The sequence below is a fragment of the Streptomyces sp. NPDC060000 genome, assembly GCF_042737375.1.
Taxonomy (GTDB): Bacteria; Actinomycetota; Actinomycetes; order Streptomycetales; family Streptomycetaceae; genus Streptomyces.
In genome coordinates this window covers 33,781-57,112 of sequence record NZ_JBHWUU010000068.1, presented here as the reverse complement: position 1 = coordinate 57,112, position 23,332 = coordinate 33,781, and the positions used below count along the sequence as shown (strand labels likewise).

The window sequence follows — 23,332 nt, the reverse complement described above, 5'->3', positions numbered from 1 at the left end:
AGCGACCGGCGGGGGCCGGGCGCTCACCGGTGCGCCGGGCCCGAAGGGGACACGGTGGGTGATCAGTACGCGTAGAAGCCCGAGCCGGTCTTGCGGCCCAGCCGGCCCGCGTCGACCATGCGCTGGAGCAGCGGGGGAGCGGCGTACAGCGGTTCCTTGTACTCGTCGTACATGCTCTGCGCCACCGAGGCGACGGTGTCCAGGCCGATCAGGTCGGACAGCTTCAACGGGCCCATCGGGTGGGCGCAGCCCATCTCCATGCCGTTGTCGATGTCCTCGCGGCTGGCGATGCCCGTCTCGAACATCCGGATCGCGGAGAGCAGATAGGGGATCAGCAGCGCGTTGACGACGAAGCCGGACCGGTCCTGGGCGCGGATCGCGTGCTTGCCCAGCACCTTCTCGGCGAACAGCTGCGCCCGGCTGAGCGTGCCCTCGGAGGTGGTCAGCGCCGGGATCAGCTCGACGAGCTGCTGCACCGGAGCCGGGTTGAAGAAGTGGATGCCGACCACATGGTCGGGCCGCGAGGTGGCGACCGCCAGCTTCACCAGCGGAATGGAGGACGTGTTGGAGGCGAGGATCGCGTCCGGGCGGGTCACGACCTGATCGAGAACCTGGAAGATCTCGGTCTTGACCTGCTCGTTCTCGACCACCGCCTCGATGACCAGGTCGCGGTCGGCGAACTCGCCGAGGTCGGTGGTGAAACTGAGGCGCGCGAGCGCCTCGTCCCGCTCCTCCTCGGAGATCTTGCCGCGCTCGGCGGCCTTGGCCAGGGAGTTCAACAGCCGGGTCCGGCCGATCTCCAAAGCTTCGCCGGTGGTCTCGGCGACCTTGACGTCCAGACCGGCGCGGGCGCAGACCTCGGCGATGCCCGCCCCCATCTGGCCGCAGCCCACCACTCCGACCCGTGAGAGATCTCCCGCTGGGGTGCCCGTCACATCGTCCCTTTCGCCGCGCTGTCTCTGATGGCAGGTGCAGGTCGGCCGGGTCCCGGTCGCCCTGCTCCGATCGTGCACGTTACTAGCAAGTATCGATGATCGATCGCCGGGGTGGAGGCATGCTGGAGCGCGACACGATCCGTGACCGAGCGGATCCGCAGAGTGTGTGGGGATGTGTGCGATGGGGCGACTGACCCGGCGGGCGTTCGCGCTGGCAGCGCTGTCGGCGTTCACCACGACGGGCGCGGCGGCCGCCCCCGTGAGGGAACGGCGGGCGGCGACCGAGATGCGGGGGATGTGGGTGGCGACCGTCACCAACCGCGACTGGCCGTCCCGCCCCGGCCTGACCGCCGCGGCGCAGCGCGCCGAACTGATCGCCATGCTCGACCTGGCGGTGAGCCGGCGGCTCAACACGGTGATCTTCCAGGTGCGGCCCGCGGCCGACGCCCTGTGGCCCTCGCCCTACGAGCCGTGGTCGCAGGTCCTCACCGGCACGCAGGGGAAGTCGCCGGGCTGGGACCCGCTGGGCACGGCCGTCACGCAGGCCCACGCGCGGGGGCTGCAACTGCACGCCTGGTTCAACCCGTACCGGGTCGCGACCCACGACGACCCCACGAGGCTGGTCGCCTCCCACCCCGCGCGCAGGCACCCGCACTGGGTCGTCCCGTTCGGCGGGCGGCTCTACTACAACCCGGGCCTGCCCGAGGTCCGCGCCTTCGTGCAGGACGCGATCCTCGACGCCGTGAAGAAGTACCCCCTGGACGCCGTGCACTTCGACGACTACTTCTATCCGTACCCGGTGGCCGGCCAGACCTTCGACGACGAGGCCGCGTACGACGCCCATGGCAGCGCGTTCCCCAGCCGGGCGGCCTGGCGGCGCGACAACGTCGACCAGCTGGTGCTGGAGACGGCCGCCCGGATCAAGGCCGTACGGCCCGGCACCCAGTTCGGGATCAGTCCCTTCGGGGTGTGGCGCAACGCCTCCACCGACTCGCGCGGCTCGGACACCCGGGCGCTGCAGTCGTACGACGACATCCACGCGGACACCCGCAAATGGGTCCGGGAGGGCTGGATCGACTACGTCGTCCCGCAGCTCTACTGGAACATCGGACTGTCGGCCGCCGACTACGCCAAGCTCGTGCCCTGGTGGGCGGAGGTGGCGAAGGGCAGCCGCACCCGCCTCTATCTCGGTGAAGCCCTGTACCGGGCGGGCGACCCGACGCAGCCCGCGGCCTGGCAGAACCCGGCCGAACTCTCGGACCATCTCGAGCTGGCCGCCGCTCACCCACAGGTGCGCGGGCACGTCTTCTTCGCAGCCAAGGACGTACGGACGGACCCGATCGGGGCGATGGCGCGGGTGGTCGCCGACCACTACCGGCAGCCGGCGGAGCCCCCGCGCTGATCTAGCGCTGTTCTTCTGTCATACGGTGCCGGATCTCGGTGTCGGGGCCGGGCGAGCAGACGCCCACGTGCCCGTCCGTGAAGCGGACGCGGTACGGGGGATTTCCTCCCTGGCCCAGTACTTCGACGATCTCGCCGACCTTGTCGTGTTGCCCGACCACCCTGCCGTGCTGGACAAGCTGGTCGCCCGTGGTTGCGCGCATCTGCGAGGCCTCCTCACCGGGTTCGGGACCGGCGCTGCCTTCTGCCGGGACTAGCCGCGCGCCCGCTGTGTGACGGCGATGCAGACGAGCACGGCGGCAGCCGTCAGCGGAGCGGCGGGCGTGAGGTGCTCGCCCAGCAGCAGCACCGACCACACCAGTGTGAGCAGGGGCTGGGCCAACTGCAACTGGCTGGCCTTGGGAATGCCGATGGCGGCCATGCCCCGGTACCAGACGACCAGGCCGAGGAACTGCGAGCCCGCCGCCACCCACAGCAGCCCGGCCACGCTGTGCGCGGTCAGGCGGGCGCCTTCGTGGGCCAGGGCGAGCACGGCTGCGGGCACGGTGAGCGGCAGGCAGAACACCAGCGCCCAGCCGATGACCTGCCACCCCGGCACGACCCGGGCCAGCCGGCCCCCCTCGGTGTAGCCGGCCGCGCACACCAGCAGCGCCCCGAACAGGTACAGGTCGGCGGTGGTCAGGGCCCCGCCGCTCTGCTGCACGGTGAACGCCACCACCGCGGCGGCACCAGCCAGCGCGGCCGCCCAGAAGGTGCGGGAGGGGCGGGTCCCCATGCGCAGGGCGGACAGCAGCGCGGTCGTCAGCGGGAGCAGACCGACCACGACGGCGGCGTGCGCGGTGGTGGACGTCCGCAAAGCGAGCGTGGTGAGCAGCGGGAAGCCGACGACGACCCCGGCGGCCACGACGGCGAGTCCCGCCCAGTGCCGCCGGGCGGGCGGCGGGACCCGGAGGGCGAGCAGACACGCGCCCGCGATCAGCGCGGCCAGGACGCTGCGCACGGCGACGAGCGCCCAGGGGCCGAAGCCCTCGAGACCCCAAGCGGTCGCGGGGAAGGTGAGGGAGAAGGCGACGACCCCGAGGGCGGCCAGGAGGGTGCCGTAGCCCCCCGTCCGTGAGATGCCGGCCGGGGTGCTGTCCGGACTGTCGGCCGGGGGCCTGTCCGCACTGCCGTCCGTAGTGCCGTACGGAGTGCCGTCAGCGGTGCTCACCGCTATCGCGGGTCGCTCGGTAGCGCTACTCTCTGTCTTCATGCAAGAGCGTAGCAGTGTGAGTGAGCTGGCGGATCAGCTGCGGCGGGAGTTCGACCGCTACTCTCCCGGTGGAAAGCTCCCGTCGAGCCGGGCTCTGGTCGAACGGTTCAGGGTGAGCCCCGTGACCGTCTCGCGGGCGCTGGCGCAGCTCGCCGCCGAGGGGCTGGTGGTCACCCGGCCCGGTGCGGGCGCCTTCCGGGCCCGGCCGTCGTCCGCGACCGCCGCCCCCGCCGGAGACACCTCCTGGCAGGAGGTCGCGCTGAGCGCGGACGGCGCCGCCGACCTCGTCCCGCGCTCGGTGGACGCCGCCGGCGTCACCGTCTCGCTGGCCGCCCCGCCGCCCGGCGTGATCGAGTTCAACGGCGGCTATCTGCATCCCTCGTTGCAGCCGGAGCGGGCGATGGCCGCGGCGCTGGCCCGGGCCGGGCGGCGGCCCGGCGCATGGGGCCGGCCGCCCATGGAGGGCCTGCCCGAGCTGCGCGAGTGGTTCGCGCGGACCATCGGCGGCTCCGTCGGCGCGGCCGAGGTGCTGGTCAGCGGAGGCGGCCAGGCGTCACTCACCACCGCCCTGCGCGCCCTCGCCCCGCCCGGGGCCCCGGTCCTCGTCGAGTCGCCCACCTACCCGGGCATGCTCGCGATCGCCAGGGCGGCGGGACTGCGCCCGGTACCGGTCCCGGTCGACCCCGACGGCGTCCGGCCGGAACTGCTCGCCGACGCGTTCCGGGCGACCGGCGCCCGGGTCTTCGTCTGCCAGCCGCTGTTCCAGAACCCGACCGGCGCCGTCCTCGCCGCCGACCGGCGCCGGCAGGTGCTGCGCATCGCGCGGGAGGCGGGCGCGTTCATCGTCGAGGACGACTTCGTGCGGCGGCTCGCGCACGAGGACGCCGGGCAGCTGCCGCGCCCGCTCGTCGCCGACGACCCCGACGGCGTCGTCGTCCACGTCGGCTCGCTGACCAAGGCGACCTCGCCGAGTTTCAGGGTCAGCGCGCTGGCCGCCCGCGGCCCGGTGCTGGAACGCCTGCGGGCCATCCAGGTCGTCGACAGCTTCTTCGTGCCCCGCCCGCTGCAGGAAGCGGCCCTCGAACTCGTCGGCTCGCCTGCCTGGCCGCGTCATCTGCGGTCCGTGGCAGCCGAGTTGAGGGCCCGGCGGGACGCGATGACCGCCGCGCTGCGGCTGCGGCTGCCCGAACTGTCCCTCCCGCACATCCCGTCCGGCGGCTACCACCTGTGGCTGCGCCTGCCCGACGGCACCGGGAGCACCTCCCAGGCCTTCGGCTCCGGGGGAGAAAGCGCGTTCACCGCCGCCGCCCTGCGTGCGGGCGTGGCCCTCACCCCCGGCCGGCCCTACTTCAGCGCCGAACCGCCGGCCGCCCATGTGCGGTTGAGTTTCGCGGCCGTCGGCGGGACGGAGGAGATCGCGGAGGGGGTGCGGCGGCTGCGGGCGGCGTGCGACGAGGTGTTCCCCGCAAATGGTTCGACATCGTGAACGCGACCCTGTGAGGATCCGGCCATGAACGCCACCCCGCCCCTCGCCGAGGGCTACGAGATCTCCGCCGACCCCGCCCGCCTCGACGCCGGGCGCGTGCACCACTGGCTCTCCACGGACGCGTACTGGGCGACCGGGCGCGAGCGGGAGAAGCAGGACCGGGCGATCGCCGGATCACTGAACTTCGGCGTCTACGACACCGCGTCGCGGGAGCAGGTCGCCTACGCGCGGGTCGTGACCGACCTCGCCACCTTCGCATGGCTGTGCGATGTCTACGTGGATCCGGCGGTCCGGGGCAAGGGCATCGGGACGGCTCTCGTCGCCGCCGTACGCGACCATCTGCGTCCGCACGGGCTGCGCCGGGTCCTGCTCGCCACGCACGACGCGCACGGGGTCTACGAGCAGGTCGGCTTCGAGCCGCTGGAGAAGCCGGACCGGTGGATGGCGCTGATCTTCGAGAAGCCCGGGGTGGCGTGAACGGGGCGGCGTGAACGGGGCGGCAGGAACGCGGCGCTGATTTCAGGGGACTTTTCCGGTAGATCCTGACCCGTCGGTAAGTTTTCCTCCGGCCGTGGCCCAACACCTCTTGACCTGCTCACTTGTGCGGCTCACCATCACCGCATGCCACTTCGGGTCACGTTCGTCGCCGCTGCTCGCAGCTCCTCGCTGCTCGCGGAACGCTTCGAGGACGACCGGCCACAGGACCAGGACGGCTGGGGTGAGGTGCTGCGCGTGGCCGACGCCCTGCTGCCGCTCGCGGCCGCCGAGCTGCGCTACTGCTCGCCGACCCCGCGCAGCCGGGCCACCGGCGACGCGCTCGGCTACGCCCCGCTGGTGCAGCTCGCCCTGCGGGACTGCGACATGGGCCGATGGCGCGGCTTCACCCTGGGTGAGGCGATGGCCCGCGAGCCGGAGGCCGTGGACGCCTGGCTCGCCGACCCGCTCGCCACTCCGCACGGCGGCGAGTCGCTGCTGGCGTTCATCTCCCGCGTCGGCGGCTGGCTCGACACGCGGCCGGTGGGGGACGGCGGCCGCATCGTCGCCGTCGCCGAGCCGAGCGTGATCCGTGCGGCCCTGGTGTACGCGCTCAAGGCGCCGCCCTCGACGTACTGGAACATCGATGTGCGTCCGCTGTCCACGTCCACCGTCACGGGCCGGGGCGGTCGCTGGAACCTCCGGCTAGAAGGCGCCCCGGTTCAGCCGACGCGCGCGTAGTCGGTGGTGAGCACCAGATCCTTGGCCGGTCCCGCCACCCGCCAGACCGTCCGCCAGTGGTCCGCGCCGCGCACGGTGAACTCGCCCCGGTAGAGGTCCGCGGAGCAGGGGTGGTCGGCCACGTGCCGCCCGGTGGTCAGGTCCAGGTGGTGGAAGGGGCGGCCGTCGGCGAACCGTACGTCCGCCGTACCGGCCGTCCGCCCCGGGAGGAAGCGCAGGGTGCGCTCGGCGGGCCGGGGGACCCCGAGCCAGACGAACGTGCCGGACTCCCGGTGCAGCAGCCCGCGCCCGTCCAACGGGCTGAACGCGGTCACTCCCTCGAAGCGGCCCTCGTCGCCGCTCTTCCGGTCCCGCACCGACCGCTCCACCCGCCAGCTCCCCGCCAGGTACGCCAGTACGTCCGGCACTGGCCGGAACTCGCCCATCGGGTGCCGCCCTTCGTCACAGCCGTCGCCGTAAGCCCCATTGACGCGTCTCGGCCTCCTCCCTATCTTGCCGTTCGAAGTGCTGATCGCCGTTCTGTATATCGAACAACTGGCATCCCCTGACATACACCTCGCATCACTGAGCCGCGGAGTCATCCATGTCACGCAGCACCACCCGCACCCGCTGGAGACTGGGTCTCATCACCACCGCCCTTCTGACGGCCACCGCCCTCGTCCCCGTCCCGGCGCACGCCGAGGCCGTGACCGACTACGTCATCACCGTCGATCCCACCGCCAGGGGCGCGAAGATCGACGACTCGATGTACGGCGTGTTCTTCGAGGACATCAACCGGGCGGCCGACGGCGGCCTGTACGCCGAACTCGTGCAGAACCGGTCCTTCGAGTACTCCACCGTCGACAACAGGTCGTACACCCCGCTGACCTCCTGGACGGTCGACGGCGCCGCGCAGGTCATGGACGACGCCGGCCGTCTCAACGACCGCAACCGCAACTACCTCTCCCTGGCCGCCGGTTCGTCCGTGACCAACGCCGGATACAACACCGGGGTCCGGGTCGAGCAGGGCAAGAAGTACGAATTCTCGGTGTGGGCCCGCGCCGAGAGCGGCAGCGCGCTCACCGTGAGCCTCCAGGACGCCGACGGCGCGCTGGCCACCGCCCGCAGGGTCGATGTGCGCACGGGTGGCTGGGCCCGGTACCGGGCGGCCTTCACCGCGAACCGCACGAGCAGCGCCGGCCGCCTGACCGTGGCCTCCTCGGCCGCGGCCGCCCTCGACATGGTGTCCCTGTTCCCCCGGGACACGTACAAGAACGAACCCAACGGTCTGCGCAAGGATCTCGCCGAGAAGATCGCCGCCCTGCACCCGGGCTTCGTGCGCTTCCCCGGCGGCTGTCTGGTGAACACCGGCTCCATGCAGGACTACAGCGAGGCCTCCGGCTGGCAGCGCGCCCGCTCCTACCAGTGGAAGGACACCGTCGGGCCGGTCGAGGAGCGCGCCGTCAACTCCAACTTCTGGGGATACAACCAGAGTTACGGCCTCGGCTACTACGAGTACCTCCGCTTCGCCGAGGACATCGGCGCGATGCCGCTGCCCGTCGTGCCGGCCCTGGTGACCGGCTGCGGCCAGAACGGGGCCGTCGTCGACGACGCGCTGCTGAAGCGCCACATCCAGGACACCCTGGACCTCATCGAGTTCGCCAACGGGCCGGTCACCTCCACCTGGGGCAGGAAGCGTGCCCGGATGGGCCACCCCGAGCCCTTCCACCTCACCCACCTCGAGGTCGGCAACGAGGAGAACCTGCCCGTCGAGTTCTTCGCCCGCTTCAAGCAGTTCCGCGCCGCGATCGAGGCGAAGTACCCGGACATCACCGTCATCTCCAACTCAGGCCCCGACGACTCGGGTTCGACCTTCGACACGGCCTGGCAGCTCAACCGGGACGCGGACGTCGCGATGGTCGACGAGCACTACTACAACAGCCCGCAGTGGTTCCTCCAGAACAACGACCGCTACGACTCCTACGACCGCGGCGGCCCCAAGGTCTTCCTCGGCGAATACGCCTCCCAGGGCAACGCCTTCAAGAACGGCCTCGCCGAAGCCGCCTACATGACCGGCCTCGAGCGCAACGCCGACGTCGTGAAACTCGCCTCCTACGCGCCGCTGTTCGCCAACGAGGACTATGTGCAGTGGAGCCCTGACATGGTGTGGTTCAACAACCACGACTCCTGGAACTCGGCCAACTACGAGGTCCAGAAGCTGTTCATGACGAACGTCGGGGACCGGGTGGTGCCGTCGACGGCCACCGGGACCCCGTCCCTCCAGGGCCCGATCACCGGCGCCGTCGGACTGTCGACCTGGGCCACCGGCGCGGCCTACGACGACGTGCGGGTGACCGACGCCGACGGCGACGCGCTGCTGAGCGACGACTTCTCCGGCGACACCTCGAACTGGACGCACACGGGCGGCGGCAGCTGGTCGCTCCAGGACGGGCAGTACGTGCAGACCGACACCGCCGCCGAGAACACCATGGTCTCGGCCGGTGACGCCGCCTGGCACGACTACGACCTGCACGTGAAGGCCACCAAGAAGTCCGGCAAGGAGGGCTTCCTGGTCGCCTTCGGCGTCAAGGACACCGGCAACTACTACTGGTGGAACCTGGGCGGCTGGAACAACACCCGGTCCGCCGTCGAGCAGGCCGTGGACGGCGGCAAGTCGACGCTGATCTCCAGGGCCGGGTCCGTCGAGACGGGCCGCGCCTACGACGTCGACGTCAAGGTGCGGGGCCGCCAGGTCACGCTCTACCTCGACGGCCAGGAGTGGGGCAGCTTCACCGACGACAAGCCGGCCGAACCGTTCCGCCAGGTCGTCACCAGGGACAAGAAGACCGGCGACCTGATCGTCAAGGTCGTCAACGCCCAGTCCGCGGAAGCCCGTACGGCGATCGACCTCGGCGGCGCCAAGGTCGCGTCCAGGGCGAAGGTGACCACGCTGGCCGCCGCGCCGGACGCGGTCAACACGGAGGCCGCGACCGCGGTCGCCCCGGTGACCTCCACCTTCACCGGGGTCACCGGCGAGTTCACCTACACCTTCCCGGCGAACTCGATCACCTTCCTGCGGATCAGGCAGCGCTAGCGGATCCCGACGGGCGTGCGCGGCCGCCGCTCACGCCCGTCGGGCCTCCCGCATCCCGGTCGTGGCGCCCTCGGCGGCCTGCACCTTCGCGACCGTGCCGGACCCCGCCCCGGGCACGGTCCAGGAGCCGAGGAACGCCTGCCCCGGCCGGCTCCCCAGGGGCGTCTTGACCAGCCGGCGCACCGCAGGGACGCCGTCCACGGAGCCGGGCACCGCCTCGATCAGCCCGCCGCCGGCCCCGGCCACGAGGTGCGTGAGCCCCGTGGCGAGCCGCTGCGGCTCCTGCACCGGCGCGGGCAGGTCCGGGACGAGCGGGAAGAAGTGGACCGACAGGACGAGTCCCGCCACGTCGGTCCACACCCCCGGCTCGCGCGCGGTGAAGCCGGTCGGTCCAGGCCGGTCATCGGTGACATGGCGATCACCGGGTCGAGGTTACGCAGCCCGGGGGTCCGGGCAAAGATCACTCCGGGGCCCCACCCAGGCCCACCCCCGCATGGATTGCATAAACGTGCAGCGAAACGTATAGTCATGCCATCCAGGAGGAGGAGTCATGGTGGTACGTGCGGCGGTGGCCGGAGCGAGCGGGTACGCGGGCGGAGAGCTGCTGCGCCTGCTCCTCACGCACCCCGGGATCGAGATCGGCGCCCTGACCGGCAATTCCAACGCCGGCCAGAAGCTGGGCGCGCTCCAGCCGCATCTGCTGCCGCTGGCCGACCGGGTCCTCCAGGAGACCACCGCCGAGGTCCTCGCCGGACACGACGTCGTCTTCCTCGCCCTGCCGCACGGCCAGTCCGCCGCCGTCGCCGAACAGCTCGGCCCGGAGGTCCTCGTCGTCGACATGGGCGCCGACTTCCGGCTGAGGGACGCGGCCGACTGGGAGCGGTTCTACGGTTCCGCGCATGCCGGGACCTGGCCGTACGGCCTCCCCGAACTGCCGGGCGGCCGCGCGGCGCTGGAGGGGTCCAAGCGCATCGCGGTCCCCGGTTGCTACCCCACGGCCGTCTCGCTCGCGCTCTTCCCCGCGTACGCGGCCGGCCTGGCCGAGCGGGAGGCCGTGATCGTCGCCGCCTCCGGCACCTCAGGCGCCGGCAAGTCGCCCAAGACGCATCTGCTGGGCTCCGAGGTCATGGGCTCGGTCTCCCCGTACGGCGTCGGCGGCGGCCACCGTCACACGCCCGAGATCATCCAGAACCTGAGCGCGGCGGCGGGCGAGCCGGTCGCCGTCTCCTTCACGCCCACCCTGGTGCCGATGTCCCGCGGCATCCTCGCCACGTGCAGCGCCAGGGCGAAGCCCGGCGTCACCGCCGAGACCGTCCGCGCCGCCTACGAGAAGGCCTTCGCCGACGAGCCCTTCGTGCACCTGCTGCCCGAGGGCCGGTGGCCCGTCACGGCGTCCGTTCACGGTTCCAACGCCGTTCAGGTGCAGGTCGCCTACGACGAGGCCGTGGGGCGCATCATCGCCATCAGTGCCATCGACAACCTGACCAAGGGCACCGCGGGCGGCGCCCTCCAGAGCATGAACATCGCCCTCGGACTCGACGAGAGCACCGGGCTTTCCACGATCGGAGTCGCACCGTGAGCGTCACGGCAGCCAAGGGATTCACGGCGGCGGGCATCGCCGCCGGGATCAAGCAGAACGGCAACCCGGACCTGGCCCTCGTGGTCAACAACGGGCCCCGTCTGTCCGCCGCGGGCGTCTTCACCTCCAACCGCGTGAAGGCCGCGCCGGTGCTGTGGTCCGAGCAGGTCCTCAAGAGCGGACAGCTGTCCGCGGTGATCCTCAACTCGGGTGGCGCCAACGCCTGTACGGGGCCGAAGGGCTTCCAGGACACCCACGCGACCGCGGAGAAGACGGCCGAGTCCCTCAACAGCGCGGGGCTCGACGAGACGGGCGGCCACGCCGCCGGCACGATCGCCGTGTGCTCGACCGGCCTCATCGGTGTGCTCCTGCCGATGGACAAGCTCCTGCCGGGCGTCGACAAGGCCGTCGCGCAACTCAGCCCGCACGGCGGCGAGAAGGCCGCCATCGCCATCAAGACCACCGACACGCTCCACAAGACGTCAGTGGTCACCAAGGACGGCTGGACCGTCGGCGGCATGGCCAAGGGTGCGGGCATGCTCGCTCCCGGCCTCGCCACCATGCTGGTCGTCCTCACCACCGACGCCGACGTCGACAGCGAGACCCTGGACAAGGCGCTGCGCGCCGCCACCAGGGTCACCTTCGACCGTGTCGACTCCGACGGCTGTATGTCGACCAACGACACCGTGCTGCTGCTCGCCTCCGGAGCCTCCGAAGTCACCCCCGAATACGAGGAGTTCGCCGCCGCCGTACGGACCGTCTGCGACGACCTCGGCCAGCAGCTGATCCGGGACGCCGAGGGCGCGAGCAAGGACATCAAGGTCGAGGTGGTCAACGCGGCGAGCGAGGACGAGGCCGTAGAGGTGGGCCGCTCCATCGCCCGCAACAACCTCCTCAAGTGCGCGATCCACGGTGAGGACCCCAACTGGGGCCGCGTGCTCTCCGCGATCGGCACCACCCGGGCCGCCTTCGAGCCGGACCGGCTCAACGTCGCCATCAACGGCGTCTGGGTCTGCAAGAACGGTGGCGTCGGCGAGGACCGCGAGAAGGTCGACATGCGCTACCGCGAGGTGCACATCGTCGCCGACCTGGCCGCCGGCTCCGAGACCGCCACCATCTGGACCAACGACCTCACCGCGGACTACGTCCACGAGAACAGCGCATACTCGTCATGAGCACTACCCGTAAGCACACCGCCCTGCCCAAGGCCCAGATCCTCATCGAGGCGCTGCCCTGGCTGACCCGGCACCACGGCAGGACCGTCGTCATCAAGTTCGGCGGCAACGCCATGATCGACGAGGACCTGAAGGCCGCCTTCGCCCAGGACGTCGTCTTCCTGCGGCAGGCCGGTCTGCATGTCGTCGTCGTGCACGGCGGCGGCCCGCAGATCAGCGCCGCCCTCGACAAGCACGGCATCGTCAGCGAGTTCAAGGCCGGCCTGCGCGTCACCACCGAGGACGCCATGGACGTCGTACGGATGGTGCTCGCCGGGCAGGTCCAGCGTGAGCTGGTCGGACTGCTCAACCAGCACGGGCCGCTCGCCGTCGGGTTGACCGGCGAGGACGCGCACACCATCACCGCCACCAAGCACCAGCCCGAGATCGACGGCGAGTTGGTCGACATCGGGCGGGTCGGCGAAATCACCGCGATCGACACGGGCGCCATCGAGGCGCTGCTCGCGGACGGCCGTATCCCGGTCGTCTCGTCGATCGCCCGCTCCCAGGACGACGGACATGTCTACAACGTCAATGCTGATACGGCGGCTGCGGCACTCGCTGCGGCACTTGGCGCCGAAACCCTCATGGTCCTCACGGACGTCGAGGGCCTCTACGAGGACTGGCCGAACAGCGACGAGGTGATCAGCCGCCTCACCGCTTCCCAACTGGAGAAGCTGCTGCCGGAGTTGAGCTCCGGGATGGTCCCGAAGATGGAGGGCTGTCTGCACGCCGTGCGAGGCGGCGTGAACACCGCCCGCGTCATCGACGGGCGGGTGCAGCACTCGATCCTGCTGGAGATCTTCACCGACGAGGGCATCGGCACGATGGTCGTGCCCGACGAGAAGCCGCACGCAGAGCCGGCCGCGCGGCCGGACGCACAGGGGGAGCCGTCATGAGCAACCAGGAACTGACCGCGCGGTGGCAGGGCGCGCTCATGAACAACTACGGCACCCCGCTGCTGCCCCTCGTGCGCGGTGCGGGCAGCCGGGTCTGGGACGCCGACGGCAAGGAGTACCTCGACTTCGTCGGCGGCATCGCGGTCAACGCGCTCGGCCACGCCCATCCGGCCGTCGTCGACGCCGTGAGCCGGCAGATCGGCTCCCTGGGCCACATCTCCAACTTCTTCATGGCCGAGCCGACCGTCACGCTCGCCGAACGGCTGCTCCAGCACTTCGGCCGGGACGGCAGGGTCTTCTTCTGCAACTCGGGCGCCGAGGCCAACGAGGCCGCCTTCAAGATCGGCCGGCTGACCGGGCGGACCCACGTGGTCGCCACCGAGGGCGCCTTCCACGGCCGGACCATGGGCGCCCTCGCGCTCACCGGCCAGCACGGCAAGCGGGACCCGTTCCTGCCGCTGCCCGGCGACGTCACGCACGTGCCGTTCGGCGACGCGCAGGCGCTGGCCGCCGCGGTCACCGAGGAGACGGCGCTCGTCGTCCTCGAGCCGATCCAGGGCGAGCTGGGCGTCGTGGTGCCGCCGGCCGGCTATCTCAAGGCCGCCCGCGCGATCACCGCCGCGACCGGCGCGCTGCTGGTCCTCGACGAGGTGCAGACCGGCGTCGGCCGGACCGGGCACTGGTTCGAGTACCAGGCCCACGAGGGCGTCCTGCCGGACGTCGTGACGCTGGCGAAGGGCCTCGGCGGCGGGCTGCCGCTCGGCGCCACGGTGGCCTTCGGGCGCGCCGCGGAGCTGCTCCGGCCCGGCCACCACGGCACAACCTTCGGCGGCAACCCCGTCGCCTGCGCCGCCGGACTCGCCGTTCTCGACACCATCGAGAACGAGGGGTTGCTGGAGAACGTCAAGCGGCAGAGCGAGAAGTTGCGGGACGGAATCGAGGGTGCGGGTCACTCGTTGATCGATTATGTCCGGGGCGCGGGCCTGCTCCTGGGTATCGTGCTCACCGAGCCCCGCGCGCCCCAGGTGCGGACGGCGGCTCAGGAGGCCGGATTCCTGGTGAACGTGCCCGCCCCCGACGTCGTCCGGCTGATGCCGCCGCTGAACCTCGGCGACGACGAGGTGGAGGCGTTCCTCGGGGCGCTGCCCGGCATCCTCGACGCAGCCGCGGCGAGCGGGGAGTGACGATCCGGAGAACCGGAGAATGAGACGACGATGAGCCACGCGCAGGACCATGAGCAGGCCGGGGTCAACGGACCCGCCGTGCCGCAGACCCGCACCGCGCGTCACCGCCGGATCGTGGACATCCTCAACCGGCAACCGGTGCGGTCGCAGAGCCAGTTGGCGAAGCTGCTGGCCGACGACGGGCTGAGCGTCACCCAGGCGACGCTCTCGCGGGACCTGGACGAGCTGAACGCGGTGAAGATCCGCAACAACGACGGCGACCTGATCTACGCGGTGCCCAGTGAGGGGGGTTTCCGGACCCCCCGGGCGCCGCTGGGGGAGTCGGCGAAGGAGGAGCGGATGCGGCGGCTGTCGCAGGAGCTGCTGATCTCCGCGGAGGCGTCGGCCAACCTCGTGGTCCTGCGTACCCCGCCGGGTGCGGCCCAGTTCCTCGCCTCGGCGATCGACCAGGCCGAGCTGCAGGACATCCTCGGGACGATCGCGGGTGACGACACGTTGCTGCTGATCAGCCGGGAGCCGACGGGCGGGCAGGCGCTGGCGGACCACTTGCTGCGCCTGGCCCAGAACGGGCACTAGCGGCCGGCGCCGCGCTTGCGGGGTCGGACGGCGCAGTCCGTCCCGCCGCCGTCCGGCGCGCGGTACGGACCCGGGTGGCGGCCCCTGGGAGGGGCTGTCCGATGTGTTCCGGGTGCGGGTCGGTTGGGGCTGGTCGCGCGGTTCCAGGCGCCCGTGGGTGGGCGGGTGCCGGAGTGTGCGTCGAGTGCGGGTGGGGGATGGCCGCGCGGTTCCCCGCGCCCCTGGGCGGGCGTCGGCGGCCGGGGTTCACGGGGGCGTGGGTGTCAGCCCAGTCGGCCGGCCAGCCCGCCGGTGCACCGCACCTCGTCGCCCGCCGTGATCAGCAGCGCCTCGACGTCCGGGAGCGCCTCCAGCCATGCCAGCGCCTCCCGCGAGCCCATCGCGAAGGCCGCGGTGGCCCAGCAGTCCGCCCAGGTCAGCTGCGGTGCCACCACGGTCACGGCGACCAGGTCGGTCACCGCGGACCGGCCTGTGCGCGGGTCGACGATATGCGCCCCCCGCTCCGCCGTACCCGACGTGGCCACCGCCAGTTCGTCGACGCCCGCCGCCGACACCACCGCCGCGAGTCCGCCCGGCCGCAGTGGATCCGACACCCCGACCCGCCACGGCCGCTCCGGTCCGGGGACGCCGAGCAACTGCACGTCCCCGCCCCCGTTGACGCTCACCCCGCTCACGCCCGCCGCCGCGACCAGACGGGCCGCGCGTTCGGCGGCCCAGCCCTTCACGACGCCGGTCGGGTCCAGCCGCCCCTGGTAGCGCATGCTGAACCAGCCGTCGCTCACCCGCTCCGCCTCGGCGCCCAGCTCCAGCACCTCGGCCACTTCCGGATCGCACTCCTCGACGGTCAGCTCACCGCGTACCAGCCGGGACACCTGGCTGTCCTCGCGGTAGGTGCTGAACACCTCGTTCACCCGGTGCAGCGAGGCGATCGCCTCCTCCAGCGCCGCCCTCACCGCCCCGGCCTCCCCGCCGCGTACGTCGAAGGAGAAGACGGTCCCCATGACCTCTTCCGCATGACGCAGCACGGCGGGAGCCGCCGCCGACTCGGCCACGGTGTCAGCCACCGGCCTTCGCCTTGTCGAGCGCCGACTGCAGCGACTTCTTGTAGCCCTCGCTGGTGTAGGTGGCGCCGGAGACGGAGTCGATGTCGGCGGTGCCCGCCGCGACGGCCTCCTGGTTGAGCTTGGGGACGGAGAGCGCGGTCTTCTGGTCGCTGGTGCCGCCCTTGGGCGCCTGCACGGCCTCGGCCTTGGAGATCTTGCCGCCGGCCACCGTGATCCGCACCTGAACCGGCCCGTACTGTGTCTGCGCGACGGTGCCGGTCACGGTCTTGGCCTGCGCGGCCCCCGAGGAGGACCCCGCGTTCCCCGAGCCGGACGACGAACCGGAAGACGAACCCGCACCGGCCTTCGCCTTGTCGAGCGCCGACTGCAGCGACTTCTTGTAGCCCTCGCTGGTGTAGGTGGCGCCGGAGACGGAGTCGATGTCGGCGGTGCCCGCCGCGACGGCCTCCTGGTTGAGCTTGGGGACGGAGAGCGCGGTCTTCTGGTCGCTGGTGCCGCCCTTGGGCGCCTGCAGGGCCTCGGCCTTGGAGATCTTGCCGCCGGCCACCGTGATCCTGACCTGAACGGCGCCGTACTGCGTCTGCACCGCGTCCCCGGTGAAGGCGCCGGAGGCCTGTGCGCTGCCGGACCCCTGGGAGGACCCGGACCCGGCGCTCGCGTTCGCCTTGTCGATCGCCGACTGGAGGGACTTCTTGTAGCCCTCGCTGGTGTACGTGGCGCCCGACACCGTGTCGACGTTCGCGCTCTGCTTGGCGACGACGTCGGCGTTGAGCTTCGGGACGGCGAGTGCGGTCTTCTGGTCGCTGGTGCCGCCCTTCGGCGCCTGGACGGCCTCCGACTTGGTGATCTTGTTGTCGACGACGGTGATCCGGACCTGCACGGCCCCGTACTGCGTCTGCGCCGCGTCACCTGTCATCGTCCCCGACACGACCGCTCCGGACCCGCCCTGCGCCGCTTCCTGGGCCGCCGTGCCCGCCCCCGACGCCTGCGCGGCGCCCGGGTCGGTCGACGGCTTCAGCGACAGCAGCAGCACGACCCCGGACACGGTGGCGGCGGTGGCGAGTACGACGCGTCGAAGAGGGTGGCTCTTCCTCATCGCTTCCTGAGCTCCTGATTCCCGTTGGTGGCGAGGTTCCCGTGCGTGCGGGTCGCTCACATCTCGAACGACTCGTGGTGGATGCGGCGGGCGGGGACCCCGGCGCCGCGCAGTGCCTCGTACACCCCTTGGGCGAAGCCGTTCGGTCCGCACATGAAGACGTCGTGGCTGTCGATGTCGGGGATCTTCCGCTGGAGGGACTCCGCCGAGATGTCGGGGCGTTCCCCGTCGGGGCTGTTCACGGCGTACATCAGCCGCGCCCCGCGCTCGTCGGCGATCTTCGCCAGTTCGTCCCACAGCGCCAGGTCCTGCGTGCTGTTGGCCCGGTAGAGCAGGGTGATGTCACCGGCCGCGCCCGGCAGCGTCTCGAACAGCGCCCGCATCGGAGTGATGCCGACGCCGCCGGCCACCAGCAGCACCTTGCCGCGGCTGCGCCGGGATGCCGTCATCGCGCCGTACGGACCCTCGGCCCACACCTTCGTGCCCGGCCGCAGTTCACGCAGCGCGGCGCTGTGGTCGCCGATCGCCTTGACGGTGATGCGCAGCAGGTCAGGGCGGGGGGCCGCCGACAGCGAGTACGGGTGGGAGCTGAACCGCATCCCCGGTGCCAGGAACCGCCACCGGAAGAACTGTCCGGCCTCCGCGCCCATCCGGTGCAGCTTGCGCCCGCCGATCAGCACCGACACGATGCCCGGCGTCTCCTCGATGACCGCCTCGACGCGCAGCCGGTGCCGCAGGTTCAGCCGCACCGGCGCGATGACGCGGTACCAGAGGACCAGCGCGGTGACCGAGCCGTACAGCCCGTACCAGACGGTCTTCGCGGTCGGTTCGATCGCGAAGTCGTTGCCGGTGGTGATCTGGTGCCAGAACGTCAGGAACACGGCCGCGTACGTCAGCAGATGGATGTGGTACCAGGTGTCGTACGGCATCCGGCGGCGCACCGGTCCGATCGACACCAGCCCGATGAGCAGGAACAGGCCGGTGCCGATGGCCGCCTTGCCCATGTCCGGCAGCTGGTTGATGGAGTCGATCGTCTGCTGGACGATGTCCCCCAGCGTCTTGCCGGCCTGGAGCGCGTACCCCCACATGATGAGGAAGACGTGCGCGAAGACCAGGCAGAGCGTGTACCGGCCGCTCATCGCGTGCCAGCGCGCCACCCGGTCCGAGCCCACCCGCCGCTCCAGCGCCGGCACCCGGGCCATCTGCAGTACGACGAGGGCCATCAGGTACCCGGCGAGCAGCCCGGTGATCCGTCCTGCGTTGAGGATCTTGCTGTTGTCGTCCGCGATGTTCGGCGTGTTGTGCCACCACAGCCACAGCACACCCGCCGCGCCCGCCCATACGGCGAGCAGCAACGGGACGGCCGGGGAGCGGCGCGGGCGGATGCGGCGCATCGTCTGGCGGCGGGCGGCACGGCCGCCGGCGATCGTCGTGGTCACTGTTCCTCCGTGGATACGGACCCTTGGCCCTCAAATACGGGCCGCGGTCGCGGAGTGTTCAGCGTCAGGCGGACCCGGTTACCGGAGGCGACCGCCGACAGCCGGGTCGGCCGGACGCCGGTGGTTCGACGGAGGGTGTTCATGTGAGGCTCAGTAGCGGGTGATCGCCGTCGGGCCGCCGGCCGTGCCGATCGCGAGGTGCGGCCCTCCCTCCGGCCGGGCCCAGGTCACGATCCGCCGCATCGCCCCCACCGGCACCGACACGCAACCGGCGGTCGCCCCCCGCCCGCTCACGTGCAGGAAGATTCCCGCCCCGCGGCCCCGCACCGGCTTGCCGTAGTTGAACCCGATGACCAGCGCGTACGCGTACTGCGTCCGGTACGTGACCAGGTGCTCGGACTCGGCGGCCCGGCAGTGCGCCGGCCGGGGCTCGGTCCACCGGTTGTAGGCGCGGGAGGCGTTGTCCTGACACCACCAGGAATTCCGGCGCACCGGGCGGTACGCGTACGAGGTCCCGCGCGGCGCCGGCTGGATGCCGAAGGCGTACGGGAGGCCGTACACGCCCGTCGGCGTGGTGTTGCTGCCCTGCCGGCGGGCGGTGCCCTCGACCAGGCCCTTCGCACCGAACCGCGCGGGAGTGGAACCGGTCGGCACCCAGCGCCCGTTGCGCAGGTCCCACCAGATGAGCGTGCCCGAGGTGGACCCGGTCCGCGGGGCCACGGCGGTGATCAGCTGGGTGCCGCCGCCGGTGTCCGCCATCCGCGCGGGCAGCGGCGCGTGGGCCCCGGTGCCCGGAGCCGCGCCGAGCAGGACGAGGGATGCGCAGACGAGGGCGGTGGCGACGACGCGAGGGCGCATGATCAGACGCTAAGCGCGGGCGGCGGCACCGGCAGGCCGGGTGGGCCGACCGTGCACGGGGCCGGCAGCCCGCGACGGCCGCCCAGGTCACCGGAGCCGGTGGGTTGAGCTGGTCCGCCCGGTCCTCGAAGGCGTACAGCAGCAGGTCGGTCACTCGAAGACGTCCCTCGACCTGGGGTCCTCGACCGGGCTGAGGGAACGGTCGTTCGGCACACCCTCCCGGACTTCAGCCGCCGAGGCAGGTGAACCCCGACGGGACCCCGGGCTGGTCGGGCTGGTCCCGCTCGGGGTCCGTCATCGCCGTGGCCGGCTCGGTGCGGGCGTCCCGGTCGAGCTGCTCGGCCGGCCTGGAGCTCGGGCCCAGCCGGGAGAAGCGGAACTTGCGCCGGTCCGCCACGGTGGACGCGGTCAGCGGCTCCGCGGGGCCGCCGTCCCGCGACTCGGCGAGTATCTGCTCGCCGACGACGTGGAAGGAGGAGTGGGCATGACGTTTGCTCTGCGGTTCGCGTGCGGGTCGGAACATGCATCCCTCATGTGTTCGCGCCGGCGCGAGAGCGCGCAGGCGTGAGTCACGCAGGGGACGAGAGCGGCGGATGGGGGAATTCCGTCAAATGCCCCAAGAGGCCCAGGTGTTGACTGTCTGTGCAGTTCGCATGGGGCACGTCAAATCGGGCGCAGGGGCAACGGGAGTCCGGGCAGTCCGTCCATGCTCGTGGCGATGTGCTCCTTCTTCGCGAAGTACGCACTGAGGGACTCGTCGTCCTCCCGCGCGAACCGCTTGGCGTGCAGTTCGCGGTCTTCGTCGTACGTCATGAAGGGCACCGCGTACCCGCAGGTGTCCCGTACGAGGTCGGCGTGCACGACGATGATCGCGCGCAGTCCGTGGGGAGTCGGGTCCAGGTCGGTGAAGCGGGCGAGGAGCTCCCGGAAGCGGGGGTCGTCGCGGAAGACCGGTTCACCGCGGCCGTGTATCCGTACGATGTTCGGCGGCCCCTGGAAGGCGCACCACATCAGCGTGATCCGGCCGTTCTCCCGTAGATGCGCGACGGTCTCCGCGTTGGAGCCGGCGAAGTCGAGATAGGCCACCGTGTGCTCGTCCAGGACGGCGAACGAGCCCTTGAGGCCCTTGGGGGAGAGGTTCACCGTGCCGTCGCCGGACAGCGGGGCGGTCGCGGTGAAGAAGAGGGGCTGCTCCTCGATGAACGTGCGGAGTCTGCCGTCGATGCGTTCGTAGGTCTTTCCCATGTCTAACGATTATCCGGGAAAGTGTTTCGCGTGTCTAAGGAAATACCGGATTCCCCTCGTGGACGCGGCGGTGGACGCGGCGGTGGCCGCCCCGGTCGGCAGTTCTCGGGGCGGCCACCGTGCCTGTCATGTCACTTGTTCAACGTGCAGGCGGCCAGCGCGTCGAGGCCCTGCGGCTTGGTGCCCTTGCGGCCGATCGAGATGGCGATGCGGTCGATCGTGGACACGCGCTTGTCCTTCAGCGGGCCGAGGATCGCGTTCTGCACGAAGTTGGCGCCGCCCTGGCCGACCGTGTTCTGGAGGCGGGTGTTGGCCTCGTTGATCTGCGTCTGGAGCAGTGCCAGGTTGCGGTCGACCTCAGCCTTGGCGGTGGCGGGGACTGCGGGAAGCTGCGAGGCGACGTCCGGGCAGGTGATCGTACCGACGGCGCCGGCGTTGCCCGTGTTCCCGGTGTTGCCCGTGTTCCCGGCGTTGTTGTTGCCGGTGTTCGCGTTGTTACCGGTGTTGCCCGTGTTCCCGGTCGCCGGGGCGGCCGTGCCGCCGGTGTTCGCCGCGCCGTTGAGGGCGCAGGGCGCCAGCGCGTCGAGGCCCTGCGGCTTGGTGCCCTTGCGGCCGATCGAGATGGCGATGCGGTCGATCGTGGACACGCGCTTGTCCTTCAGCGGGCCGAGGATCGCGTTCTGCACGAAGTTGGCGCCGCCCTGGCCCACGGTGTCGACCAGCCGCTTGTTGGCCTCCGCGATCTGCGTCTGGAGCAGTGCGAGGTTACGGTCCACCTCGGCCTGCGCGGTGGCGGGAATCGCGGGAAGCTGGGAGGCCACGTCCGGGCACGAGATGGTGCCGGGGCTGGCGAGCGTCTGGGCGTTGGTGGTGCCGCTCTTGGACGGCTCCCCGGCGAGGGCGGAGTTCACGACCACCGCACCTGTCAGGGCCAGAGCGGCGGCGCCGCCGATGATCACCACGCGACGCTTGTTGTGCTTGGGAAGAGCCCTGGACATGGCGATGCCTCACTTGGGTCAGGAGTGGGTTGACGGACGCGGCGCCTGCGTCAGCCGTGAGTACGGGTAAGCGGTTGCCGTTGTTCAAAACTCCCTTCAAAAACTTCTCGGAACCGGGAACCGGACCACGCCAGGGGGAGCCGAATTGACGATTCATGCAGAGCGCTGCATACTCATGCATGACGTTGAGCGCAGTCGTGAGGAGCAACGCAAGTGAGCAGCAACAGCGGTGACGTACGGCTCTGGGGCGGACGATTCGCCGACGGTCCCGCCGAGGCCCTGGCGAAGCTGTCCGCCTCCGTCCACTTCGACTGGCGGCTCGCGCCCTACGACATCGCCGGTTCGCGTGCCCACGCGCGCGTGCTGCACAAGGCGGGCCTGCTGACCGAGGACGAGCTCACCCGGATGATCGCGGGCCTCGACCGGCTCGAGGCGGACGTCGCCGACGGTTCCTTCGTGGGCACCATCGCCGACGAGGACGTCCACACCGCCCTGGAGCGCGGCCTCCTGGAGCGCCTCGGCGCCGACCTGGGCGGCAAGCTGCGCGCGGGCCGCTCCCGCAACGACCAGGTCGCCACCCTGTTCCGGATGTACCTGCGCGACCACGCCCGGATCATCGGCGGTCTGATCGCCGAGCTCCAGGACGCCCTGATCGGCCTGGCCGAGGCCCACCCCGACGTGGCGATGCCGGGCCGCACCCACCTCCAGCACGCCCAGCCGGTGCTCTTCGCCCACCATGTCCTCGCGCACGTGCAGTCGCTGTCCCGGGACGCGGAGCGCCTGCGCCAGTGGGACGAGCGCACGGCCGTCTCGCCGTACGGCTCCGGTGCCCTGGCGGGCTCCTCTCTCGGCCTGGACCCGGAGGCCGTGGCGAAGGACCTCGGCTTCGAGCACGGCAGCGTCGGCAACTCCATCGACGGCACGGCGTCGCGCGACTTCGTCGCCGAGTTCGCCTTCATCACCGCGATGATCGGTGTGAACCTCTCCCGGATCTCCGAGGAGATCATCATCTGGAACACGAAGGAGTTCTCCTTCGTCACGCTGCACGACGCGTTCTCCACGGGCTCGTCGATCATGCCGCAGAAGAAGAACCCCGACATCGCGGAGCTGGCGCGCGGCAAGTCGGGCCGCCTGATCGGCAACCTGACCGGCCTCATGGCGACCCTCAAGGCCCTTCCGCTCGCGTACAACCGCGACCTCCAGGAGGACAAGGAGCCGGTCTTCGACTCCTGCGACCAGCTCGAGGTCCTGCTCCCCGCCTTCACCGGCATGGTCGCCACCCTCACCGTCCACCGCGAGCGCATGGAGGAGCTGGCCCCGGCCGGGTTCTCGCTCGCCACCGACATCGCCGAGTGGCTGGTCAAGCAGGGCGTGCCGTTCCGGGTCGCGCACGAGGTCGCCGGCGAGTGCGTCAAGGTCGCCGAGGCCGACGGCAAGGAGCTCGACGGCCTCACCGACGAACAGTTCGCGAAGATCTCCGCCCATCTCACCCCCCAGGTGCGCTCCGTCCTCAACGTCCCCGGCGCTCTCGCCTCCCGCGACGGCCGCGGCGGCACGGCGCCCAGCGCGGTCGCCGTCCAGCTCACCGAGGTGAAGCGGAACGTGGCGGCCCAGCACGAGTGGGCGACGGCCAAGGACAAGCGGTAGGACAAGCGGTAGAAGGAACGCCCGCTCGGGGGCGCGCACTTGGGCGGCGGGTCCTCGAAGGGCGCGTCCTTCAGGGGCGCGTCCCTCAGGGGTGCGTCCTTCAGGGTGCGGGGAACCGCGCGACACGCCGCGCCGTATCCGTACTCGCCGAAGCACCGGGACACATGACAC

At 71.3% G+C, this 23,332-nt stretch carries 23 protein-coding genes; 11 read left to right on the top strand and 12 right to left on the bottom strand.

The features are described from left to right. Positions 1 to 62: 62 nt before the first annotated feature. Positions 63 to 935 (bottom strand): 3-hydroxybutyryl-CoA dehydrogenase, encoded by an 873-nt coding sequence (locus ACFWBB_RS30770; protein ID WP_385278816.1) that lies wholly within the window; start codon positions 933 to 935, stop codon positions 63 to 65. Between the two features lie 181 nt (positions 936 to 1,116). Here ACFWBB_RS30770 and ACFWBB_RS30765 point away from each other — a divergent pair, with 181 nt between their 5' ends. Next, positions 1,117 to 2,337, top strand: coding sequence for a glycoside hydrolase family 10 protein (locus ACFWBB_RS30765; protein WP_385278814.1), 1,221 nt, complete (start codon positions 1,117 to 1,119; stop codon positions 2,335 to 2,337). Between the two features lies 1 nt (position 2,338). Here the strand turns inward: ACFWBB_RS30765 and ACFWBB_RS30760 are convergent, their stop codons facing one another. Further along, the gene (locus ACFWBB_RS30760) at positions 2,339 to 2,539 is read right to left on the bottom strand and encodes a DUF1918 domain-containing protein (protein ID WP_385278812.1); all 201 of its coding nucleotides are present in this window, start codon (positions 2,537 to 2,539) and stop codon (positions 2,339 to 2,341) included. Positions 2,540 to 2,589: 50 nt separating this feature from the next. Beyond that, positions 2,590 to 3,588 carry a DMT family transporter gene (locus tag ACFWBB_RS30755; RefSeq protein ID WP_385278810.1) on the bottom strand — a complete coding sequence of 333 codons (999 nt, stop codon included), beginning with the start codon at positions 3,586 to 3,588 and terminating at the stop codon, positions 2,590 to 2,592. Between ACFWBB_RS30755 and ACFWBB_RS30750 the strand changes: the two genes are divergently transcribed. The 3 genes from ACFWBB_RS30750 to ACFWBB_RS30740 all read left to right on the top strand — a co-directional run bounded on the left by ACFWBB_RS30750 (position 3,587) and on the right by ACFWBB_RS30740 (position 6,289). Beyond that, on the top strand, positions 3,587 to 5,074 hold the full coding sequence (locus ACFWBB_RS30750) for a PLP-dependent aminotransferase family protein (protein ID WP_385278808.1): 1,488 nt from the start codon (positions 3,587 to 3,589) through the stop codon (positions 5,072 to 5,074). The genes ACFWBB_RS30755 and ACFWBB_RS30750 overlap by 2 nt on opposite strands. A 24-nt stretch (positions 5,075 to 5,098) precedes the next feature. Beyond that, entirely contained in the window at positions 5,099 to 5,551 is a 453-nt protein-coding gene (locus ACFWBB_RS30745) for a GNAT family N-acetyltransferase (RefSeq protein ID WP_385278805.1), read from the top strand. 144 nt (positions 5,552 to 5,695) lie between these two features. Further along, the gene (locus tag ACFWBB_RS30740; RefSeq protein WP_385278803.1) at positions 5,696 to 6,289 is read left to right on the top strand and encodes a histidine phosphatase family protein; all 594 of its coding nucleotides are present in this window, start codon (positions 5,696 to 5,698) and stop codon (positions 6,287 to 6,289) included. Here ACFWBB_RS30740 and ACFWBB_RS30735 read toward each other — a convergent pair. After that, a complete protein-coding gene (locus ACFWBB_RS30735) occupies positions 6,271 to 6,714 on the bottom strand; it encodes a DUF6314 family protein (protein WP_385278801.1) in 444 nt (147 codons plus the stop codon). The genes ACFWBB_RS30740 and ACFWBB_RS30735 overlap by 19 nt on opposite strands. Before the next feature lie 158 nt (positions 6,715 to 6,872). Here ACFWBB_RS30735 and ACFWBB_RS30730 point away from each other — a divergent pair, with 158 nt between their 5' ends. Next, on the top strand, positions 6,873 to 9,362 hold the full coding sequence (locus tag ACFWBB_RS30730; protein WP_385278799.1) for an alpha-L-arabinofuranosidase C-terminal domain-containing protein: 2,490 nt from the start codon (positions 6,873 to 6,875) through the stop codon (positions 9,360 to 9,362). Positions 9,363 to 9,392: 30 nt separating this feature from the next. On the opposite strand, the gene ACFWBB_RS30725 is transcribed toward ACFWBB_RS30730, so the two are convergent. Continuing rightward, positions 9,393 to 9,710 carry a hypothetical protein gene (locus ACFWBB_RS30725; protein WP_385278797.1) on the bottom strand — a complete coding sequence of 106 codons (318 nt, stop codon included), beginning with the start codon at positions 9,708 to 9,710 and terminating at the stop codon, positions 9,393 to 9,395. A gap of 202 nt (positions 9,711 to 9,912) precedes the next feature. On the opposite strand from ACFWBB_RS30725, the gene argC reads away from it, so the two are divergent. From argC to ACFWBB_RS30700, 5 genes are read left to right on the top strand one after another with little or no spacing between them, the layout of a single operon-like run. After that, positions 9,913 to 10,941, top strand: coding sequence for an N-acetyl-gamma-glutamyl-phosphate reductase (gene argC / locus ACFWBB_RS30720; protein ID WP_385278795.1), 1,029 nt, complete (start codon positions 9,913 to 9,915; stop codon positions 10,939 to 10,941). Next, a complete protein-coding gene (gene argJ, locus ACFWBB_RS30715; protein ID WP_385278793.1) occupies positions 10,938 to 12,116 on the top strand; it encodes a bifunctional glutamate N-acetyltransferase/amino-acid acetyltransferase ArgJ in 1,179 nt (392 codons plus the stop codon). The genes argC and argJ overlap by 4 nt, the downstream gene beginning before the upstream one ends. After that, entirely contained in the window at positions 12,113 to 13,054 is a 942-nt protein-coding gene (gene argB, locus ACFWBB_RS30710; RefSeq protein ID WP_385278791.1) for an acetylglutamate kinase, read from the top strand. Before argJ ends, argB begins: the two co-directional genes overlap by 4 nt. Next, entirely contained in the window at positions 13,051 to 14,238 is a 1,188-nt protein-coding gene (locus ACFWBB_RS30705) for an acetylornithine transaminase (protein WP_385278789.1), read from the top strand. The genes argB and ACFWBB_RS30705 overlap by 4 nt, the downstream gene beginning before the upstream one ends. A 30-nt stretch (positions 14,239 to 14,268) precedes the next feature. Beyond that, the gene (locus tag ACFWBB_RS30700; RefSeq protein ID WP_385278787.1) at positions 14,269 to 14,814 is read left to right on the top strand and encodes an arginine repressor; all 546 of its coding nucleotides are present in this window, start codon (positions 14,269 to 14,271) and stop codon (positions 14,812 to 14,814) included. A 263-nt stretch (positions 14,815 to 15,077) separates the two neighbouring features. Here the strand turns inward: ACFWBB_RS30700 and ACFWBB_RS30695 are convergent, their stop codons facing one another. The 7 genes from ACFWBB_RS30695 to ACFWBB_RS30665 form a co-directional block, all read right to left on the bottom strand. Beyond that, positions 15,078 to 15,878 (bottom strand): FAD:protein FMN transferase, encoded by an 801-nt coding sequence (locus tag ACFWBB_RS30695; protein ID WP_385278785.1) that lies wholly within the window; start codon positions 15,876 to 15,878, stop codon positions 15,078 to 15,080. Then, entirely contained in the window at positions 15,871 to 16,974 is a 1,104-nt protein-coding gene (locus ACFWBB_RS30690) for an FMN-binding protein (protein ID WP_385278783.1), read from the bottom strand. The genes ACFWBB_RS30695 and ACFWBB_RS30690 overlap by 8 nt, the downstream gene beginning before the upstream one ends. A 56-nt stretch (positions 16,975 to 17,030) precedes the next feature. Beyond that, on the bottom strand, positions 17,031 to 18,413 hold the full coding sequence (locus tag ACFWBB_RS30685) for a ferric reductase-like transmembrane domain-containing protein (protein ID WP_385278781.1): 1,383 nt from the start codon (positions 18,411 to 18,413) through the stop codon (positions 17,031 to 17,033). Between the two features lie 150 nt (positions 18,414 to 18,563). Further along, entirely contained in the window at positions 18,564 to 19,271 is a 708-nt protein-coding gene (locus tag ACFWBB_RS30680) for a L,D-transpeptidase (protein WP_385278779.1), read from the bottom strand. Positions 19,272 to 19,497: 226 nt separating this feature from the next. Next, positions 19,498 to 19,794 carry a hypothetical protein gene (locus ACFWBB_RS30675; RefSeq protein WP_385278777.1) on the bottom strand — a complete coding sequence of 99 codons (297 nt, stop codon included), beginning with the start codon at positions 19,792 to 19,794 and terminating at the stop codon, positions 19,498 to 19,500. 140 nt (positions 19,795 to 19,934) lie between these two features. Beyond that, the gene (locus ACFWBB_RS30670; RefSeq protein WP_385278775.1) at positions 19,935 to 20,516 is read right to left on the bottom strand and encodes a pyridoxamine 5'-phosphate oxidase family protein; all 582 of its coding nucleotides are present in this window, start codon (positions 20,514 to 20,516) and stop codon (positions 19,935 to 19,937) included. Between the two features lie 131 nt (positions 20,517 to 20,647). Continuing rightward, positions 20,648 to 21,514: a hypothetical protein gene (locus tag ACFWBB_RS30665; protein ID WP_385278773.1), complete on the bottom strand. Its 867-nt coding sequence runs from the start codon at positions 21,512 to 21,514 to the stop codon at positions 20,648 to 20,650. Between the two features lie 213 nt (positions 21,515 to 21,727). Here ACFWBB_RS30665 and argH point away from each other — a divergent pair, with 213 nt between their 5' ends. Then, positions 21,728 to 23,161 carry an argininosuccinate lyase gene (gene argH, locus ACFWBB_RS30660; RefSeq protein WP_385278771.1) on the top strand — a complete coding sequence of 478 codons (1,434 nt, stop codon included), beginning with the start codon at positions 21,728 to 21,730 and terminating at the stop codon, positions 23,159 to 23,161. The last annotated feature ends 171 nt before the right edge of the window (positions 23,162 to 23,332 follow it).